This window comes from Bradyrhizobium sp. Ken51, from assembly GCF_055807435.1.
This window is the reverse complement of the sequence record NZ_JBVVPB010000001.1, coordinates 423642-442221: the sequence shown is the minus strand read 5'-3', so window position 1 is coordinate 442221 and position 18580 is coordinate 423642. Positions and strand designations below refer to the sequence as shown.

Sequence of the window (18580 nt, the reverse complement as noted above, 5' to 3'; positions counted from 1 at the left end):
CCATGCAGGACGAGCCGACCCCGATCGAGCTGACGAAGTCGGTCGCCGATTTCCTCCGCAACGAGATCACGCCGCTGATCTCCGGCCATCAGGCCTTCAAGCTGCGCGTCGCCGTCAACATCCTCGACCTCGTGACGCGGCAGCTGACGCGGGAGGAGGGGAGCGATGCCGCGGAGGTGGAGCGGCTGCGTGTTCTGCTCGGCATGGACGGCTCGGTCACCGACCTCAACCGCGCACTCGCCGAGCGCATCGCCAAGGGCGAGCTCGATCTCGCAACGCCAGGCCTTGCCGAGCACCTCTGGCAGACGACGATGGACAAGCTCGCAGTCGACCAGCCGAATTACGCATCGTACAAGCGCGAGCTGTCGCGAGGCGAGTAGACCTCTCCTCGTCATTGCGAGGAGCGTAGCGACGAAGCAATCCAGACCGTCTCCGCGGAGACAGTCTGGATTGCTTCGCTGCGCTCGCAATGACGGCGTTGATGCAGGCGCGCTACTCTCTCCGCATCGTCATGCCCGGGCTCGTCCCGGGCATCCACGTTCTTCGCGCCGTGCGGTGAGGCGTGGATGGCCGGGACAAGCCCGGCCATGACGGAAACAGTTTACTTCCCGATCCATTTCGGCGGCCGCTTCTCCGCAAACGCCTTCGGTCCTTCGACGTAATCCTGCGAGGCCACCATCGCCTTCACCGCCGGATACTCCCGCTGCTCCTCGATCGCCTGCTCCAGCGACACGCCAAGCCCCTTCTGAATTGCCTGCTTCGAGGCGCGGATCGACATCGGCGAATTCTTGGTGATCATGTCGGCCCAGCGCAGCGCGGCCGTGAGCGCCTCGCCCTGCGGCACCACCTCGTTGACGAAGCCGAGTTCGAGACCTTCCTTGGCGCTGACATGGCGCGCGGTGAGGATCATGCCCATGGCGCGCTTCAGCCCGATCTGGCGTGGCAGCCGGTGCAGGCCTCCGGCGAGTGCGGCCAGCCCAACCCGCGGCTCGGGCAGGGCGAAGGTCGCGTTCTCCGAGGCAATGATGAGGTCGCAGGCCAGCGCGATCTCGAAACCGCCGCCCATGGCGACGCCATTGACCGCGGCGATGATCGGCTTGTCGCAGTCGAAGCGCGCGGTGAGGCCGGCGAAGCCACCCTTGTCCCAGCCGCGCTTGCCGCCGGCCGCCTGCCATTTCAGATCATTGCCGGCGCAGAACGCCTTGTCGCCGGCGCCGGTGACGATCGCAACCCACTGCTCGGGATCGGCGGAGAAATCGTCGAACACCTTTTGCAGCTCGAAATGCGCGTCGGTGTGCAGCGCGTTGTAGACCTCGGGCCGCGACAGCGTGACGATCGTGATCGGCCCCTTGCGTTCCACCTTTGAGAACTTCAGCTCCATGGTCGCTCCCGCATTTTCTCGTGAAGGTATATTGCGGCCATACTAGCGCGCAGGCGCGTTTCAACACCATCGAATTGCGCGGGCGCGCCTTGCGCCTCTCACACGTCTCGCATTGCTTGACTTGGCGGCGCTCTTCTCACCTTAATCGTGAGAAGTAAAAGTGCGTATAGCGCCTTAACGCAAAACGAAAAATCATCCGGGAGAGAACCGTGGATTTCTCACTGCCTGCCGATCTCGTCGCCTATCTCGCAGAGCTCGACCGTTTCATCGAACGCGAGATCAAGCCGCTGGAGGAGGCCGACGATAACATCCGCTTCTTCGATCATCGTCGCGAATGGGCGCGCACCGATTTCGAGAATGGCGGCCTGCCGCGTCACGAATGGGAAGCGCTGCTGCGCAAGGCCAAGGATCTCGCGGACGCTGCCGGTCATTTGCGGTTTCCGGTGCCGAAGCAGTATGGCGGCAAGGATGGCTCCAACCTCTGGATGGCCGTGATCCGCGAGCATTTTGCCGCCAAGGGGCTCGGCCTGCACAACGACCTCCAGAACGAGCATTCCATCGTCGGCAACTTCCCCGTCGCCACCATGCTCGACCGCTATGGCCGCGACGACCAGAAGGCGATGATCGACGGTTCGATCAAGGGCAAGTACCGCATCACCTTCGGCCTGACTGAGCCCAATCACGGCTCGGATGCGACCCACATGGAAACGCGCGCAGTGCCCGCGACCCGCGACAACGTCAAGGGCTGGATCATCAACGGCGAGAAGATGTGGACCACCGGCATGCACGTCGCCACCCACTGCGCGCTGTTCGCGCGCACGAGCGGCAATGACGGCGATGCGCGCGGCATCACCTGTTTCCTGGTGCCGGCCGAGAGCCACGGCGTGAAGATCGAAGAGTACATGTGGACCTTCAACATGCCGACCGATCATCCCCGCGTCAGTTTCACGGACGTATTCGTGCCGGAGGACGCGCTGTTCGGTGAGGTCGGCCGCGGCCTGTCGCTGGCGCAATGTTTTGTCCATCAGAACCGCATCCGGCAGGCGGCGAGTTCGTTGGGAGCAGCGGTCTACTGCATCAACGAGAGCGTGAAATATGCGCGCGAGCGAAAACCGTTCGGCAAGGCGCTGGCCGAGAACCAGGCGATCCAGTTCCCGCTGGTCGAGCTGGCGACGCAAGCCGAGATGCTGCGGCTGCTGATCCGCAAGACCGCCTGGGAGATGGACAAGCTCACCGAGGAGCAGATCGAGCGCACGCTGTCCGACCGCGTCTCGATGTGCAACTACTGGGCAAACCGCCTCTGCTGCGAATCCGCCGACCGCGCCATGCAGGTCCATGGCGGCATGGGTTACTCACGCCACAAGCCGTTCGAGCACATCTACCGCCACCACCGCCGCTATCGCATTACCGAGGGCAGCGAGGAGATCCAGATGCGGAAAGTGGCGGGATTTCTGTTCGGGTATATGGGGCCGGGGAAGCATTGAGGGATTGTTGCGAGCTATCTCTCCACGTCGTCCTGGCGAAAGCCAGGACCCATTACCCCAGGGAGAAGGTGTTGAGGCAGGCTGGCAACCACGAGTCTTCGCCAAACCGCTCCCTGTGGTTATGGGTCCCGGGCTCGCGCTGCGCGCGCCCCGGGACGACGGCCTAGCTAATTCACCCTTCTATCCTTCCCCGCCCAATACGGCTCCCTCAACTGCCGCCGCAAAATCTTGCCGCTTGGATTCCTCGGCAGCGCCGGCAAAAACTCCACGCTCTTCGGCGTCTTGAACCCGGCGATACGCTCGCGGGTGAAGTTGATGATGTCAGTGGCGGTTGCCTCTTTGCCCGGCTTCATCACCACGACGGCTTTCACTGCCTCGCCCCATTTGTCGTCGGGAATGCCGATCACGGCGGCCTCGGCGACGTCAGGATGATCGCACAGCGCGCTCTCGACCTCGGCCGGGTAGATGTTCTCGCCGCCGGAGATGATCATGTCCTTGATGCGGTCGTGGATGTAGAGATAGCCGTCCTCGTCCATGTAACCGGCGTCACCGGTGCGCAGCCAGCCGTCGCCGCGCAGCGTCGCGGCGGTCGCTTCCGGCAAATTCCAGTAGCCTGCCATGTTGGAGCCCGAGCGCGTCGCGATCTCGCCGACCTCGCGCGGCGGCAGCGGCTTGCCGTCGACATCAAGGATCGCGATCTCGACGCCCGGCAGCGCCTTGCCCGCCGAGCGCATCCGTTCCAGGCCCTCGACGTGATCCTCCGGCGGCAGCGCGACGATGGTGCCGGTGGTCTCGGTCATGCCGTACATCTGCACGAAGCCGCATTTGAAGATCTCGATGCATTCCTTCAGCAGCGCCGCCGGGATCGGCGAGGCGCCATAGAGCATGTATTTCAGCCGCGAGAAATCGACCGTCTTGGCGCGCGGCTGCCGAACCACGAACTGCATCGCCGCGGGCACCATGAACAGCTTTGTGATGCCGGACTGCTCGAAGAAATCCAGCACCTTGGTCGGATCGAACTCGCGCGCGATCACGCCGCGGGCGCCGTGATAGAGCCCCATCACGCCCCAGCCGGAGCCGCCGATGTGGAAGATCGGCATCGCGACCAGCGACACGTCGTCGGTCGACCACCGGTTCCACTCGGGCTTGTCCTCGGCATTTCCGGTCTGCACGAGGTTGAGGAAGTTCGCATGCGACAGCATCGCGCCCTTCGGCTTGCCTGTCGTACCTGACGTGTAGAGCTGGATCGCAATGTCCCGGGTGTCGATCGGCACCTTGGGATCGTCGCCACTCTGTGCATCGCGCCAGGCCGTGAAATCCTGCCACTCCGGTGCGCCGCCTTCGGTGGTGATGACGCTGCGCACGCCCGGCAATTGGTCCTTGATCTGGCGGACCTGGGTGATGAATTCGGGCCCGACGAACAGCACCGGCGCCTTGCAGTCGCTCACGATGAAGGCGACCTCGGGGCCGGCGAGCCGCCAGTTCACCGGCGCCATTACCACGCCGGCCTTCATGGCACCCATCAGCAGCTCGAAATAGATGTCGCTGTTCTTGCCGAGATAGGCGATGCGCTCGCCCTTGTTCACACCCATCGCGATCAGCGCATTGGCGACGCGATTGGTCTTGATGTCGAACTCGGCGAAACTGGTGACGTGGCCTTCGAAGTCGAAGGCGATGGCGTTGCCGCGGCTCTTGGCGCGCTCGCGCACCATGTCGGCGAGGTCAGCCAATGGCTGTGTGGTGGACATGTCTCTCCCGTGACGTCTTGTTTTTACGGTGGGGAGTGTGGCGTCATCCGCGGGCGATGACAAGATGGGAGAAGTTCAATGGCGGTTTCGTGTCCCGGACGCGCTGCAGCGCTCTCGCGCTGCTGCGCAGAGCCGGGACCCATTCTATCGACGTGCAAGAAACGTGGGCCCCGGCTCAGCAGCGCACCACGCCGAAGGCGGCGCGCTGCGCTGCGTCCGGGGCACGAGAGAGCGAACTACCCCCGCTTGGCCCGGTCCTTCTCGTTCTGCGCCATGATGCTCTCGCGCGCGGTTTTCCAATCGTCGTCGCTCCAGTCGCGGAGCTGGTAGAAATTGCCGCCCATGGCGAGCGCCTGCGCGCCGTCCATGGCGATGGTCTCGCCGCTGATCCAATCGCAGCCGCCGGAGATCAGGAACACGGCGACGTTCTGCAATTCCTCCATGGTGCCGACGCGGCCCATGGGGTTCATCGCCTTGGTGCGCGCGCCGGCTTCGTCGCCGGGCTTGATGCGCTTGCTCATGCCCTCGGTCGGGATCTCGCCCGGCGCGATCGTGTTCAGCCGGATGCCATAGCGGCCCCATTCGGCCGCGAGCGACATCGTCATGGCATGGATCGCCGACTTGCTCATCGCCGACGGCACCACGTAAGGCGACCCGTTGCGCACCCAGGTCGTGGTGATCGAGACGACGTTGCCGGGCTGCTTCAACGCGATCCAGCGCTTGCCGACCGCTTGCGTCACGTAAAACGTGCCGTGCATGACGATGTTGGCGACTGCGTCGAAGCCGCGCGGCGACAGTTCTTCGCTGCGCGAGATGAAATTGCCGGCGGCGTTGTTGATGAGATCGGTGAGGGGGCCGTCGCGAAAGATGGTCTCGATCATCTCCTCGACGGCGAGCGCGTTGCGGATGTCGACGCCGTGGCTGCTCACGCGGCCGCCATACTCGGCCATCAGCTCGGTCGCGGTCTCGTCGCAAACGATCTTGCGCCGGCCGCAGATGTGCACCTCCGCTCCGAGCTGGAGGAATCGCGCCGCCATCGACTTGCCAAGCCCGGTGCCGCCGCCGGTCACGAGGATGCGTCGTCCCGCCAGAAGATTTTCCTTGAACATGGCTGTTTCCCCTGTCGCGATTGTCGGTTAATTGATCAATTGACTAAATCCGGCCGCCGGCTTCCTGTAAAGCGGCACCGAACAAGAACAGCAGGGAACCAGGGGAGAATTCATCCATGGAAGAGCGCGTCTCGATCTCGATTTCGGAAGGCGTCGCCGACGTGCGCCTGGTGCGCGCGGACAAGATGAATGCGCTGGATCAGGCCATGTTCGAGGCGCTTGTGGCCGCAACCGACCGGCTTTCAAAGGACAAGAGCGTGCGCGTCGTCGTGCTGTCCGGCGAGGGCCGCGCCTTCTGCGCCGGTCTCGACATGGGGCGTTTTGCCGCCATGAAGGAAAAGGGCGGCAACGGAATTCCGGGTGGCGAAAATCGCGACCTCACCGCGCGCACGCACGGTCAGGCGAACTTTGCGCAACAAGCCGTGTGGGGCTGGCGCCAACTTCCGGTGCCGGTGATCGCGGCGATCCAGGGCGTCGCCTTCGGCGGCGGCTTCCAGCTCGCGCTCGGCGCCGACATGCGCTTCCTCACCCCCGATGCGCGGATGTCGGTGATGGAAATCAAATGGGGTCTGGTGCCCGACATGGCCGGCACGCCGATCCTGGCTTCACTGGTGCGCGATGACATCTTGCGCGATCTCACCTACACCGGCCGCATCTTCTCCGCGCAGGAGGCGATGGCTTACGGTCTCGCCACGCGCATCTGCGACGATCCGCGCGCTGCCGCGTTCGACGTCGCGCGCGAGATCGCCGGCAAGAGCCCCGATGCGATCCGCGCCGCCAAACGCCTGCTCAACAATCTCTCGGTCGATCCGGGCCCCGCGCTGCTCGCCGAGTCCGTCGAGCAGCAGAAGCTCATCGGCAGCGCCAATCAGACCGAGGCGGTGCGTGCCAACCTGGAGAAGCGCGCGCCGAAGTTTGCGGATTGACTCTTGTCTCCGTCATGGCCGGGCTTGTCCCGGCCATCCACGTTCTTTGGCAAGGCGACGAAGCAGAATGTGGATCACCGGGACAAGCCCGGTGATGACGACCAACTGGCACCGCTACTAATTAACGAAGAAAAATCAACAATGAGCGAAACCTCAAATTTCCTCGGCATCGTCTCCGGCGAGCGCAGCCGCTCCCATGTCGACGTCGCCAACCGTGCCGACCGCATCGCCGCCGGCCTCAGCAAGATCGGCGTCAGGCAGGGCGATTGCGTCTGCATGCTGATGCGCAACGACATCGCCTTCATCGAGGCCGCTTATGCAGCGATGCGGCTGGGCGCCTATGGCGTGCCGATCAACTGGCACTTCAAGCCGGAAGAGATCAACTACATCCTGAACGACACCGGCACCTCCGTGCTGATCGGCCATGCCGACATGCTACATGCCTTGCGCGATGCGATCCCGAAAGGCGTCACCGTGCTCAGCGTGCCGACGCCGCCGGAGATCCTGTCCAGCTACAAGATCGATCCCGATCATCTGAAGACGCCGGACTTCGCGATCGATTTCGAATCCTGGCTCGCGCAGCATCAGCCCTATGACGGACCGATCGTGCCGCAGCCCATGAACATGATTTACACCTCGGGCACGACAGGCCATCCCAAGGGCGTACGGCGCAATGCGCCGACGCCGGAACAGGCAGCCGCCGGCGAGCGCATGCGCGCGATGATCTACGGATTGAAGCCCGGCGCTCGCACGATCCTGCCGGGCCCGCTCTATCATTCCGCGCCGAACTCGTTCGGCATCCGCGCCGGCAAGCTCGGCGGCGCGCTGGTGCTGATGCCGCGCTTCGAGCCCGAGGAATTTCTCGAGCTGATCGAAAGCTACAAAATCGACACCATCTTCATGGTGCCGACCATGTTCATCCGCCTGATGAAGCTGCCGGAGGAAGTGCGCAAGAAATACGACGTCTCCTCGCTGCGCCACATCATTCACGCCGCAGCACCCTGTCCGGCGGACGTCAAGCGCGCCATGATCGAGTGGTGGGGGCCGGTGATCTACGAATTCTACGGCTCGACCGAATCCAGCGCCGTCACCTTCGCGACCTCCGAGGATGCGCTGAGGAAGCCCGGCACCGTCGGCAAAATATCACCCGGCGCCGAGCTGCGTTTCATCGGCGAGGACGGGCGCGTGCTGGGCGTCGGCGAGATCGGCGAGATCTACTCGCGCATGGCCGGGATGGCCGATTTCACCTATCACAACAAGCCGGAGAAGCGCGCCGAGATCGATCGCGACGGCTTCATCACCTCCGGCGACGTCGGCTACATCGACGAAGACGGCTACGTCTTCATTTGCGACCGCAAGCGCGACATGGTGATCTCGGGCGGCGTCAACATCTACCCGGCCGAGATCGAGTCCGTGCTGCACGCCGTGCCCGGCGTGCATGATTGCGCGGTGTTCGGCATCCCCGATGCCGAGTTCGGCGAAGCGCTGATGGCCGTTGTCGAGCCGCAGCCGGGCATCGCGCTCGACGCCGGCGATATCCGCGCGCGGTTGAAGGCCTCACTCGCCGACTACAAGGTGCCAAAGCACATCGAGATCCGCACCGGGCTGCCGCGCGAAGATTCCGGCAAGATCTTCAAGCGCCGCCTGCGCGATCCCTATTGGGAGCAGGCGGGGCGGAAGATCTGACCGAAGACAGACGAAAAGCCTCCGCCAGGAAGGGCTGCCAAACGCTCAGGTGCGCCTCTCGAAATGGGTGCAGAGCAATTCTGTTTCTTTGAGGGCCAGTTCTTTTCGAAACAAACGGCATTCGAAGTGACTGCCCTTCTGCTTGCTTCTTTCTGCCAAGAACATGCACTCGCTGCAAACGTCTGTATGATGCCGCCTTAGCGCAGTATCGAGACGGAGAAGGGCCTGCCGGAGTGCATCGCGTAGTCGCGTTCTGTCGGCAAGCTCGAGTATCACAACCTGATCCCGAAGGGCACTGATCGGATCGCGATCGAGAAACTTCGTGCCCTGTGGCGTCACGGACAGCGCGATCGAGCGCTTGTCTTCCGTCGACGCCTTGCGCGTCAGCAGTCCTTTTTCTGCAAGTACGGCGGCGATCTGGGATGCGCTCGTCCGAGTCGTGCCTAGATAGGTGCCAGGGCGCTCGGAGTTTTCGAGAATCTGTTTGCGCGCGCCAGGAAGCGAAGTGCCATCCATTCGCGGTCGGTCAAGCCGGAGCGGTGGCCCTCAAAAAGCCATGTGCCCGCAGACTGCACCAACAGCTCGATGACCTCGTTTGCCACTTTCATGAAAGCCCCATCGTCGACCGCGCGCAGGACACCCCCCGCAGACTCAGCCTCCTCGTTTTGCGAAACTCAATTCCAACACACGGGGGACTGCTTGTTTCCGGTATAAAAATACCGACAGACGTTCTGAAGCGGCCGCTTCCGCAGCTGCGCTCTATGCCATTTTTTCCCGATTGCCGATTTCCGATAGCGCGTCCGTTCCTGCAAGGGAACACCGTAGTTACCCGGTAACGATCACTTTCGAGGGAGGGTCGGCGATGCCCGCTGCGCTCGACCTCGCGCAAAGCGACGACGACATCGATAGCAATCGTGCGCCAACTTGCGGTCGTGAACCATGATCTCGGCGATCATGTTATATGAACGGGATCATCGACCTTCGGATCATCCCATGGCTCCCGTTTCCATCCTGCTGAACCTGCTCTGGATCCTCATCGGCGGCGCCTGGATGGCGCTCGGCTGGCTGGTCGCCGCGGTCATCATGGCGATCACGATCATCGGCCTGCCCTGGGCGCGGGCGGCTTTCAACATCGCGGTCTACACGCTGATGCCGTTCGGCTCGCGGGCGGTCAGCCGCTATGAGGTCACCGGCATGAGCGATATCGGCACCGGCCCGCTCGGGGTGATCGGCAACATCATCTGGTTCGTGCTGGCCGGCTGGTGGCTGGCGCTCGGCCATCTCCTCACCGCTCTGGCCCTCGCGATCACCATCATCGGCATTCCCTTCGCCTGGGCCCACCTCAAGCTCGCGGGCATCGCGCTCTGGCCGATCGGCAAGGTGATCGTGCCGGCTTGAAGCAAACTCGTGGGATGGGTTTCGCTGTGCTCAACCCATGCTACGCGCTTTCTAGTGAAGTCGCGAGACTAGCCCGATCCAACCTCATTCGGACCAAACTTGAGGCAGATCAATCCTGTCGCAGTGCAGCCTGCCATTTTGGCGACATGCAGCCAAATCGAGCGGATGAGTTCGGGCCTTGTTTTGTCGCAATCGGCGCTTCCGGTGCTGAGGGCTTGCGCGATTTGGGGGACTTACTCGGAGCGCTTCCTGCCAATCTGGCCGCCGTCGTGCTTGTGGTCCTGCATCGCCCCAGCGACCGCATCAGTTATCTGCGTGAGGTGCTGGCGCGCCGGTCGATGCTGCCCGTGATGATACCGGACGAGGACGAGGAGTTCGAGGTTGGCGTCTGCTACGTCGGCGAACCTGCAGCGCACCTTTCTCTGGCGGCGCGAAGCCGCGTCCACCTGATTGAGGGCCCGCAAGACCAGTATCGCAATCGGACGGTTGACCTGTTGTTCACGTCTGTCGCAGCTCACGGCAGAAGGCGCGCGATCGGAGTTGTATTGCGCGGTGAGCTAAACGACGGATCGCGTGGCTTGGAGGCGATACATTTCGCCGGCGGCGTCACGATGGTGCTGGGGACGCACGGCGCCGCAACGCGCGGTATGCCTTTGAATGCGACGGAATATGATGGGCCTGTCGACTTCATCGGCTCGATCAGCGACATCGCTGCGGAAATCGTCCGCCGGATCGCGATCAGGGCCGTCAAGGCAGCCTAGAACTCGTAAGACGGGTAGAGCGCGAGCAACCCATCAAACCGTCCGCGATGACGAAGCATGATGGCTTCCCAAGGGCCCAACCCATCCGAGGTGTGCTGCGCCCGTTGCCGACCTAACGGAGCGGGAGTGCGTGAAGGCAGCTTCTGATTCGAAGTGGACCACGACTGCCTTCAACCGGGCATAGGTATCCTACGCCTCCGCAATGCGTCAGATTTCATTGCAACTTTTTCCCGGCTTCATTGTTGACGAGCGGGAGCGAACGCGGCCGCAATGTGCCGCGGCCGGCTGGCCCTTGGTTTCATTCTTATTGGGAGGCGATTGCATGAAGTGGCTTTGCTTGGTCGGCTTTGTGGCGGGGACCGTTGCTTTAATACCCTCACCTTCAGCTTCGGCGATGCCCGTTGCCAAGCCGGACGCACTGGGCGGGTCTCAGACTGACACCATCGAGGTCAAGGGCGGCCACGGACATGGCGGTGGCCACGGCTGGGGTCATCGCGGCGGCCGTGGTCATCATTACGGCTGGGGCAGAGGCCGAGGCCATCATTATGGCTGGCGGCACCATCACCGCTGGTAACCGTCACGATTGCCCCAAACCGGAGTTGGGTGACCTACGTTTAATATGGACCGCGAAGCACATCCGGGAGCTTGAGGACCTAAGCTCGTGGGATGGGGTAGAGCTTGAGCGAAACCCATCAAACCGTCCGCCGATGACGAAATATGATGGGTTTCGCAAGGGCTCAGCCCATCCTGCACGCTGCGTGCATCGATGGGCATGCTCCCTCAGGGACGAACGCGAATGATCGTATTCCCCTTGCGTCGCCTGGTCGGGTTTAAGGCGGTGATCGCATCGTCGAAGATCGAGATGTTGCCGATGTTTGTCCGCAATCGTCCGTCCCGCACCCGCTGGACGATCTCACTCAGTTGGGCACGATCGGCCTCGACGACAAAGTCGACCGCCAGGCTGTCGGAGGGTCGCGCCTCTGCGGGCCCGACGATGGTGACCAGTGTTCCTCCGACTCGAATCAATCCTGCGGACCGCTTCTGGATGTCACCGCCGATGACATCGAACACCAAGTCGACTTTGCCGATGTCTTCCAGGGCATCGTTGTCGAGGTCGACGAACTCCTTCGCGCCGAAGTCGAGCACTGTCTGACGGTCGGCGGCGCGTCCAGAGCCGATGACGTAGGCGCCGGCCTCTCCTGCGAGTTGCGTTACCATCGACCCGACTGCGCCGGCCGCGCCGTGTGCGAGGACGCTCTGCCCCGCCTGGAGACGGCCATGCTGGAACAGCCCTTGCCACGCGGTTAGGCCCGAGACCGGCAGGCTTGCGCCCACCGTGAAGTCGACGTCGCCCGGGAGCGGCGCGAGATTGCGTGCCTCGATCGCCACATACTCGGCGAGCGTGCCGTCGCGATACCAGTCCGCGAGGCCAAACACCCGCTGTCCTACCGACAACCCCGTAGTGCCATATCCGAGAGCGGTGACCACTCCAGCCAACTCATGCCCAGGGATCGACGGCGTTCGGTCACGCTCGAGGCGATCGGTCCAGGTCGAGGGCCACGTCAGCTCGGTCGGAACAAATCCCGACGCATGAACCCGAACAACGACGTCGTTTATCGATGCCTGCGGCTCGGGCCGGTCCACCAGCTTCATCCCGGCCGTTCCCGCGGCCCGTTCCGTTACAACGATCGCCTTCATGGGATTATCTCCTCGGTCATTGTCTCTTGATGCAACTGTTGCGGGCAGCTTAAGCACAACGGCTATCCACAAACTGCCGGGCAGTGTGGAAGTGTCCGCGATCTGCGCTGTCTGCATTGACCGGCTTGTACTGAGACTGCCGATCGGGTTCGCTTCGGTCGCGGTACTAGCGGCTAGATGCGTCCTGCCTGGTCACGAAACCAGTACCAAGATTGCAAATTTTGGCTGTACCAGCGCATCAGGCGGCGCTCAGATTGAGCTCGTAGGATGGGAGAGAGCGTGAGCGGCACCCATCGATCCGTCCGCCGATGACGAACATATGAACGCTTTCGCAATCCTACGCGCTCTGCACTGCGATGCGAGCCCGCACAGTCAGTGCTGCGCCCCCAATCCCTCGCGTTGCCTGACAGGCAAAACACGCCACATACAGGTCAAGCACACGTCCCGCAGATATTCTGATTGACCGAATTTCCCTCTTCGGGTAAACCGCAGGCATTCCTGGCCCGTTAAAAAGGGCGTTTCGCGATCGTCACGATACGTGAGCCGGGATGCGATGGACGCGGCAGCGCCGGCGCGTGACGAGGTGGCAGGGCGGGCTACGCCTGTGAGCCATCGCGATCTGCGCGAACGACCCGGAGCTGTTACAGCGTTTCTTTTCGGCTTCGGGAGCGAGCACGCGCAAGCTTCCGGATGTCCGGGGAGGGGCGTCCGCGGACGGCAAAAGCGTGTGGTCCTGACGCCCGGGGTCTGTGCGTCAAGGCTTGCGGTGATGTGCGGCCCGACCGGGTGCGTGCATCGATCATCCGCGAGGCGACGGGGGCAATAGTGCATCGCTCCCCGGGGAGAGCGCGCCATAAGCCGTAAAACCATTGCGCAGGGAAGGCCGGATGTTCCGGCATCACCTGTGGTCACCCCCGCGTGTTTTTTTCGCGTGCGGACCCTGGGTGCCAGCCGGCGCCCGGCCTTCCCTGCGCCCTTTCTTCTCGACGAGGGCGAAACGGATAGCAAAGCTCGGGCGCCCGCGCCGCGAGACCGCGGACGTGTGCAGCGATGAGTTACAGGCAAATCTCTCGTGCCCCGGCTCTGCGCAGCAACGCTTAAGGGCGCTGCAGCGCGTCCGGGACACGACGGCGCCGGCGGTGTGCGCCGCCACCAAGTTCACCTTGCACTGCGGTAGAAAAATATCGCACACTCGGCTGAGCCGGGCAGTCAAGCGAGCTCGAACCAGGGGAGCGAGCCATGTCCCTCCAGACATTACCATCCGACGCCGCCGATCAGCGCCCCAACCGCCCCGAGGACGTCCAGGCGCTGGAGGCAGATGCGCGGATGCGCGACGACATCCGCCTGCTCGGGCGCATCCTCGGCGACACCGTGCGCGACCAGGAGGGCGCCGATGTGTTCGACCTGGTCGAGCGCATCCGGCAGACCTCGATCCGATTCCACCGCGACGAGGACCGGCTCGCCCGCCGCGAGCTCGAGCAGATCCTCGACAGCATGTCGACCTCGGAGACAGTGCGGATCGTCCGCGCCTTCAGCTATTTCTCCCACCTTGCCAACATCGCCGAAGACCAGAACAACATCCGGCAGATGCGCGCCAACAAGGGCGGCGGCTCCGGCGTCCTGGCCGAGACGCTCGCCCACGCGAGGGCGGCGGGTATCGGTGCCGATGCCCTGCGCAACTTCTTCAAGAGCGCGCTGGTCAGCCCGGTCCTGACCGCACATCCGACCGAGGTCCGCCGCAAGAGCACCATGGACCGCGAGATGGAGGTCGCTAGCCTGCTCGATCGTCGCGAGCGCGTCGCGCTGACGGCGGAGGAGGCCGCCGCCAGCGACGAGCAGCTCCGCCGCGAGGTGCTGACGCTGTGGCAGACCAATCTGCTGCGCCGGACCAAGCTCACCGTGCTCGACGAGGTCGCTAACGGCCTGTCGTTCTACGATTACACGTTTCTCCGCGAGGTGCCGCGGCTGGTCAACGGGCTGGAGGACCGGCTGGAGGAGGGCGGCCAGCAGGCGTCGGGCGAGCTCGCCTCGTTCCTGCGCATGGGCAGCTGGATCGGCGGCGATCGCGACGGCAATCCCTTCGTCACCGCCGACGTGATGCGCGGCACGCTGCGGCTGCAGTCGAGCCGGGTGATGCAGTTCTATCTCAATGAGCTGCATGTGCTCGGCTCAGAGCTGTCGATCGCGGCGCATCTCGCCGACGTCTCCGAGGAGCTGCGCACGCTCGCGGAGCGCTCGCCCGATACCTCGCCGCATCGGAGCGGCGAGCCCTATCGCCTCGCGGTCTCCGGCATCTATGCGCGCCTCACCGCCACGGCCGAAATGCTTCAGGTCGAGATCACGCGCCGGCCCGTCGGCAAGGGCGCTCCCTATGACAGCGTCGGGGAGCTCAAGGCCGATCTCGACGTGCTGCACCGCTCGCTGATCTCCAACAACGCCGGCGTCATCGCCCGCGGCCGGCTGCGGCTGCTGCGGCGTGCGGTGGACTGCTTTGGATTCCATCTGGCCCGGCTCGACATCCGCCAGAACTCGGCCGTGCACGAGCGCACCATCGCCGAGCTGATGGACGCCGCCAACCCCGGCATGTCCTATCTCGCGCTCGGCGAGGACGCGCGCATCTCGCTGCTCACCAACGAGCTGCGCTCGACGCGCTCGCTGGTGTCGCCGTTCGTCAAATACAGCGACGAGACGATGGGCGAGCTCAACGTCTTCCATGCCGCAGCAGAAGCGCATGCGAAGTTCGGCTCGGACGCCATCCCCCAGTGCATCATCTCGATGTGCAAGGGCATGTCTGACATGCTCGAGGTCGCGGTGCTCTTGAAGGAGGTCGGCCTCGTCCATCCCTCCGGGCGCAGCGCCATCAACATCGTGCCGCTGTTCGAGACCATCGAGGATCTGCAGGCGTCCTCCACCATCATGGACCGCATGCTCTCGCTGCACGATTACCGCCGCCTGGTCGACAGCCGCGGCAGCGTGCAGGAGGTCATGCTGGGGTATTCCGACTCGAACAAGGATGGCGGCTTCGTCACCTCGGGCTGGGAGCTCTACAAGGCCGAGATCGGGCTCGTCGACGTGTTCGAGCGCCATGGCGTGCGCCTGCGCCTGTTCCATGGCCGCGGTGGCTCGGTCGGCCGCGGCGGCGGCCCGAGCTATGACGCCATCATCGCGCAGCCCGGCGGCGCGGTGAACGGCCAGATTCGCATCACCGAGCAGGGCGAGATCATCTCGTCGAAATATTCCAACGCCGAAGTCGGCCGCAACAATCTGGAGATCCTGGCAGCCGCGACGCTGGAGGCGAGCCTGCTGCATCCGCGCCAGAGCGCGCCGCGCCGCGAATATCTGACCGCGATGGACGAGCTTTCAAACCTCGCCTTCAAGGCCTATCGCGGCCTCGTCTACGAGACCGACGGCTTCGTCGATTATTTCTGGGCGTCTACCGTGATCAACGAGATCGCGACACTCAACATCGGCAGCCGCCCGGCCTCGCGCAAGAAGACGCGGGCGATCGAGGACCTTCGCGCCATTCCCTGGGTGTTCTCCTGGGCACAATGCCGCCTGATGCTGCCCGGCTGGTACGGATTCGGCAGCGCGGTCGAGCAGTGGATCGCGGAGCATCCCGACAAGGGCATGCCGTTCCTCAAAGAGCTCTACAAGGAATGGCCGTTCTTCCGCATGCTGTTGTCGAACATGGACATGGTGCTGGCCAAGAGCTCGATCGCGATCGCCTCGCGCTATGCCGAGCTCGTGCCGGATGAGGCGCTCCGCGAAAAAATCTTCGGCCGTATCCGCCGCGAATGGCATTCCTGCATCGAGACGCTGCTGGACATCATGGGCCAGGACCGTCTGCTGCAGGGCAACCCGCTGCTGGAGCGCTCGGTGCGTCACCGCTTCCCCTATCTCGACCCGCTCAACCACGTGCAGGTCGAACTCTTGAAGGAGCATCGCGCGCAGAACCCGGACGAGCAGGTGCTGCGCGGGATTCAGCTGACGATCAACGGCATATCGGCGGGCTTGAGGAATACGGGTTGAGAAGCGAGTAGCGAACCGGCGCGCGTCCAAATTATTCGCTACTCGCCACTCTATTATTCTCTACGGCTTCATTGCGCCCTGTACGCTCGTGTAGACGGCGTAGAGCGACGTCGAGCCGCAAATATAGAGCCGGTTTCGCTGCTGACCTCCGAAGCACAAATTAGCGACCGTTTCCGGAATATGAATCTTGCCCAGCAAGTCGCCCGAGGGCGTATAGCAGCGTACGCCGTCTTCGTTTGCGTCCCCCCAGCCCACCGAGCACCAGACGCGTCCTTCGGTGTCGCAGCGGACGCCATCGGTGATGCTCGGTTTCGGCATCTCAGCGAACACCTTGCTGTTCGACACCTTTGCCCCGGCGACGTCGAGATCGAACACGCGGATATGGGATGGATTGTCCGGTCCGTCGGTGAAACCGGTGTCGCAGATGTAGAGCTTCTTCTCGTCCGGCGAAATAGCGAGTCCGTTCGGCTCGACAAAGTCGTCGACGACGACCTTGACGTCACCGGACTTGGGATCGACCCGGTAGACGTTCTTCTTCTCCTGCTCGGGCTCCGCTTTGATCCCCTCGTAGAAGCCGCCGATGCCGTAGGCCGGGTCAGTGAACCAGATCGCGCCATCGGCCGTCACGACCGCATCGTTGGGCGAGTTCAGTCGCTTGCCGTTGAATTTGTCGGCAATGATGGTGATCGAGCCGTCGAGTTCAGTTCGCGTCACGCGCCGACCGCTGTGCTCGCACGTGATCAGGCGTCCTTCGCGATCGATCGTGTTGCCGTTCGAGTTCATCGAGGGCTGGCGATAGACGCTGACGTGACCGTCGTCCTCCGAGAAGCGCATGATGCGATTGTTCGGAATGTCGCTGAACAGCAGGTATCGCCCGGCCGCGAAATATACGGGCCCCTCGGCCCAGCGGAAGCCCGTTGCGACGCGCTCGACCGCCATGGTGCCGGCAAAGGCGGGAAAGCCGGGGGGCCCAAACGATGGCGGCCCCTTCTTGGCGGATTCCAAATGGGCGTCCGGATAACGGCTGCCCGGCAGGGGTCCCAACGGTAGTGGCGCGGTCGATCTTGTCGGTGCACCCGTCTGGCCCAAGGGCGTCACGGACGCCCCCAGCGCTGCGGTCATGGTGACGCCCGTCGCCGCAACTGCCGCTGCCGCGCCCTTCAGCAGGGTGCGGCGCGCGAGAACAGGCTCATTGACGTCGGTGGAGATGGTCAGTGGGTTTGTCATAGTCGCCTCCCATTTTTTTGTTTGGGAGAAAACTGTCCGCCTGCAATCGGGCGTAAAGCGGGCGATCCCCGGCTGGACAACCGGAGATCGCAATGCAGCAAAAGTGGAATTCGCTTACACGGGATCCCAGGGGAAGATGTCGGCGGAGCGGTCGAGCTTGTAGAACGAACCCTTCAGCGCCGGCATGCCGTGTTCCGCGATCGATTGCGGCGTCCAGCCTTCGCTCCGATGCACCGAGCGCAGCGGGCGGTTCTGGCTGAACAGGAACAGCTCATTCATGCGTGCGCCGAAGATCTGCCCGGAGACGTCCTTGGCGGCATCGGAGAGCAGATAGGCGCAGACCGGCGCGATCTTCTCCGGTCCCATCTGCTTGATCTTCTCGACGCGCGCCTTCTCGGCTTCGGTCTCGGTCGGGATGGTGCCGATCATCCGGGTCCAGGCGAACGGCGAGACGCAGTTGGAACGGACGTTGAAGCGGCCCATGTCGAGCGCAATCGACTTCGACAGGCCGACGATGCCGAGCTTGGCGGCGGCGTAATTGGCTTGTCCGAAGTTGCCGATCAGGCCGGAGGTCGAGGTGAAGTGCACGAACGAGCCGCTCTCCTGCTCGCGAAAGATCCGCGCCGCGGCGTGGCTGACGTAGAACGAGCCCATCAAATGCACCTTGATGACGGCCTCGAACGCTTCCACGCTCATCTTGTGGAAGATCATGTCGCGCAGGATGCCGGCATTGTTGACCACGCCGTCGAGCCGGCCGAAATGATCGGTCGCGGTCTTCACGATCTTGCTGGCAGGGATGGCTTCGGCCACCGATTCGAAATTGGCAACCGCGGTGCCGCCGCGCTTCTTGATCTCCTCGACCACCTCCTCGGCGGGCGCGGCGCTCGTGCCGGCGCCGTCAGCGGCGACGCCGGGATCGTTGACGACGACCTTGGCGCCCTCGCCAGCGCAGAGCAGCGCGATCTCCCGCCCGATGCCGCGGCCTGCGCCGGTGACGATGATGACCTTGTCTTGCAGTGATTTGCTCATGTGGATGTCTCCTGTTTTGCCCGTCATTCCGGGATGGTGCGAAGCACCAGACCCGGAATCTCGAGATTCCGGGTGCGCGCTGCGCGCGCCCGGAATGACGGTGC

At 63.6% G+C, this 18580-nt stretch carries 14 protein-coding genes; 7 read left to right on the top strand and 7 right to left on the bottom strand.

Annotated elements, in window-relative coordinates:
• The first annotated feature begins 2 nt into the window (after positions 1–2).
• A complete protein-coding gene (locus AC0L27_RS01915) occupies positions 3–380 on the top strand; it encodes a DUF6285 domain-containing protein (protein ID WP_354207019.1) in 378 nt (125 codons plus the stop codon).
• A 221-nt stretch (positions 381–601) separates the two neighbouring features.
• On the opposite strand, the gene AC0L27_RS01910 is transcribed toward AC0L27_RS01915, so the two are convergent.
• Positions 602–1381 (bottom strand): enoyl-CoA hydratase-related protein, encoded by a 780-nt coding sequence (locus tag AC0L27_RS01910; RefSeq protein ID WP_354207017.1) that lies wholly within the window; start codon positions 1379–1381, stop codon positions 602–604.
• A 209-nt stretch (positions 1382–1590) separates the two neighbouring features.
• Here AC0L27_RS01910 and AC0L27_RS01905 point away from each other — a divergent pair, with 209 nt between their 5' ends.
• Complete coding sequence (locus AC0L27_RS01905) at positions 1591–2865, top strand: acyl-CoA dehydrogenase family protein (protein ID WP_354207015.1); 1275 nt, start codon at positions 1591–1593, stop codon at positions 2863–2865.
• A 167-nt stretch (positions 2866–3032) separates the two neighbouring features.
• Here the strand turns inward: AC0L27_RS01905 and AC0L27_RS01900 are convergent, their stop codons facing one another.
• Together AC0L27_RS01900 and AC0L27_RS01895 are read right to left on the bottom strand one after the other, a co-directional pair.
• Positions 3033–4613, bottom strand: coding sequence for a fatty acid--CoA ligase (locus tag AC0L27_RS01900; protein WP_473317884.1), 1581 nt, complete (start codon positions 4611–4613; stop codon positions 3033–3035).
• A gap of 236 nt (positions 4614–4849) precedes the next feature.
• Entirely contained in the window at positions 4850–5722 is an 873-nt protein-coding gene (locus tag AC0L27_RS01895) for an SDR family oxidoreductase (protein WP_275170557.1), read from the bottom strand.
• Positions 5723–5838: 116 nt separating this feature from the next.
• On the opposite strand from AC0L27_RS01895, the gene AC0L27_RS01890 reads away from it, so the two are divergent.
• Positions 5839–6648: a crotonase/enoyl-CoA hydratase family protein gene (locus AC0L27_RS01890; RefSeq protein WP_354207011.1), complete on the top strand. Its 810-nt coding sequence runs from the start codon at positions 5839–5841 to the stop codon at positions 6646–6648.
• A 141-nt stretch (positions 6649–6789) separates the two neighbouring features.
• Positions 6790–8334 carry an acyl-CoA synthetase gene (locus AC0L27_RS01885; protein WP_354207009.1) on the top strand — a complete coding sequence of 515 codons (1545 nt, stop codon included), beginning with the start codon at positions 6790–6792 and terminating at the stop codon, positions 8332–8334.
• Positions 8335–8379: 45 nt separating this feature from the next.
• On the opposite strand, the gene AC0L27_RS01880 is transcribed toward AC0L27_RS01885, so the two are convergent.
• Positions 8380–8850, bottom strand: a complete 471-nt coding sequence (locus tag AC0L27_RS01880) for a MarR family transcriptional regulator (RefSeq protein ID WP_473317883.1) — start codon at positions 8848–8850, stop codon at positions 8380–8382.
• A 477-nt stretch (positions 8851–9327) separates the two neighbouring features.
• Between AC0L27_RS01880 and AC0L27_RS01875 the strand changes: the two genes are divergently transcribed.
• Complete coding sequence (locus AC0L27_RS01875; protein ID WP_354056395.1) at positions 9328–9732, top strand: YccF domain-containing protein; 405 nt, start codon at positions 9328–9330, stop codon at positions 9730–9732.
• A gap of 14 nt (positions 9733–9746) precedes the next feature.
• The gene (locus AC0L27_RS01870; RefSeq protein ID WP_354207004.1) at positions 9747–10493 is read left to right on the top strand and encodes a chemotaxis protein CheB; all 747 of its coding nucleotides are present in this window, start codon (positions 9747–9749) and stop codon (positions 10491–10493) included.
• Between the two features lie 780 nt (positions 10494–11273).
• Here AC0L27_RS01870 and AC0L27_RS01865 read toward each other — a convergent pair.
• Positions 11274–12191, bottom strand: coding sequence for an NADP-dependent oxidoreductase (locus AC0L27_RS01865; protein ID WP_354207002.1), 918 nt, complete (start codon positions 12189–12191; stop codon positions 11274–11276).
• Between the two features lie 1239 nt (positions 12192–13430).
• Between AC0L27_RS01865 and ppc the strand changes: the two genes are divergently transcribed.
• Positions 13431–16220 (top strand): phosphoenolpyruvate carboxylase, encoded by a 2790-nt coding sequence (gene ppc, locus AC0L27_RS01860; RefSeq protein WP_354207000.1) that lies wholly within the window; start codon positions 13431–13433, stop codon positions 16218–16220.
• Positions 16221–16280: 60 nt separating this feature from the next.
• On the opposite strand, the gene AC0L27_RS01855 is transcribed toward ppc, so the two are convergent.
• Both AC0L27_RS01855 and AC0L27_RS01850 read right to left on the bottom strand, forming a co-directional pair.
• Positions 16281–17447, bottom strand: a complete 1167-nt coding sequence (locus tag AC0L27_RS01855) for an SMP-30/gluconolactonase/LRE family protein (protein WP_275170565.1) — start codon at positions 17445–17447, stop codon at positions 16281–16283.
• A 114-nt stretch (positions 17448–17561) separates the two neighbouring features.
• Entirely contained in the window at positions 17562–18476 is a 915-nt protein-coding gene (locus AC0L27_RS01850) for an SDR family oxidoreductase (protein ID WP_247288650.1), read from the bottom strand.
• Positions 18477–18580: the final 104 nt, after the last annotated feature.

Excerpts from the sequence above, each read along its gene's own strand:
- AC0L27_RS01875 (WP_354056395.1), top strand. The coding sequence starts at position 9,328 with ATGGCTCCCGTTTCCATCCTGCTGAACCTGCTCTGGATCCTCATCGGC.
- ppc (WP_354207000.1), top strand. The coding sequence starts at position 13,431 with ATGTCCCTCCAGACATTACCATCCGACGCCGCCGATCAGCGCCCCAAC.
- AC0L27_RS01900 (WP_473317884.1), bottom strand. The coding sequence starts at position 4,613 with ATGTCCACCACACAGCCATTGGCTGACCTCGCCGACATGGTGCGCGAG.
- AC0L27_RS01865 (WP_354207002.1), bottom strand. The coding sequence starts at position 12,191 with ATGAAGGCGATCGTTGTAACGGAACGGGCCGCGGGAACGGCCGGGATG.
- AC0L27_RS01885 (WP_354207009.1), top strand. The coding sequence starts at position 6,790 with ATGAGCGAAACCTCAAATTTCCTCGGCATCGTCTCCGGCGAGCGCAGC.
- AC0L27_RS01895 (WP_275170557.1), bottom strand. The coding sequence starts at position 5,722 with ATGTTCAAGGAAAATCTTCTGGCGGGACGACGCATCCTCGTGACCGGC.
- AC0L27_RS01910 (WP_354207017.1), bottom strand. The coding sequence starts at position 1,381 with ATGGAGCTGAAGTTCTCAAAGGTGGAACGCAAGGGGCCGATCACGATC.
- AC0L27_RS01855 (WP_275170565.1), bottom strand. The coding sequence starts at position 17,447 with ATGACAAACCCACTGACCATCTCCACCGACGTCAATGAGCCTGTTCTC.
- AC0L27_RS01915 (WP_354207019.1), top strand. The coding sequence starts at position 3 with ATGCAGGACGAGCCGACCCCGATCGAGCTGACGAAGTCGGTCGCCGAT.
- AC0L27_RS01880 (WP_473317883.1), bottom strand. The coding sequence starts at position 8,850 with ATGGATGGCACTTCGCTTCCTGGCGCGCGCAAACAGATTCTCGAAAAC.
- AC0L27_RS01850 (WP_247288650.1), bottom strand. The coding sequence starts at position 18,476 with ATGAGCAAATCACTGCAAGACAAGGTCATCATCGTCACCGGCGCAGGC.
- AC0L27_RS01890 (WP_354207011.1), top strand. The coding sequence starts at position 5,839 with ATGGAAGAGCGCGTCTCGATCTCGATTTCGGAAGGCGTCGCCGACGTG.
- AC0L27_RS01870 (WP_354207004.1), top strand. The coding sequence starts at position 9,747 with ATGGGTTTCGCTGTGCTCAACCCATGCTACGCGCTTTCTAGTGAAGTC.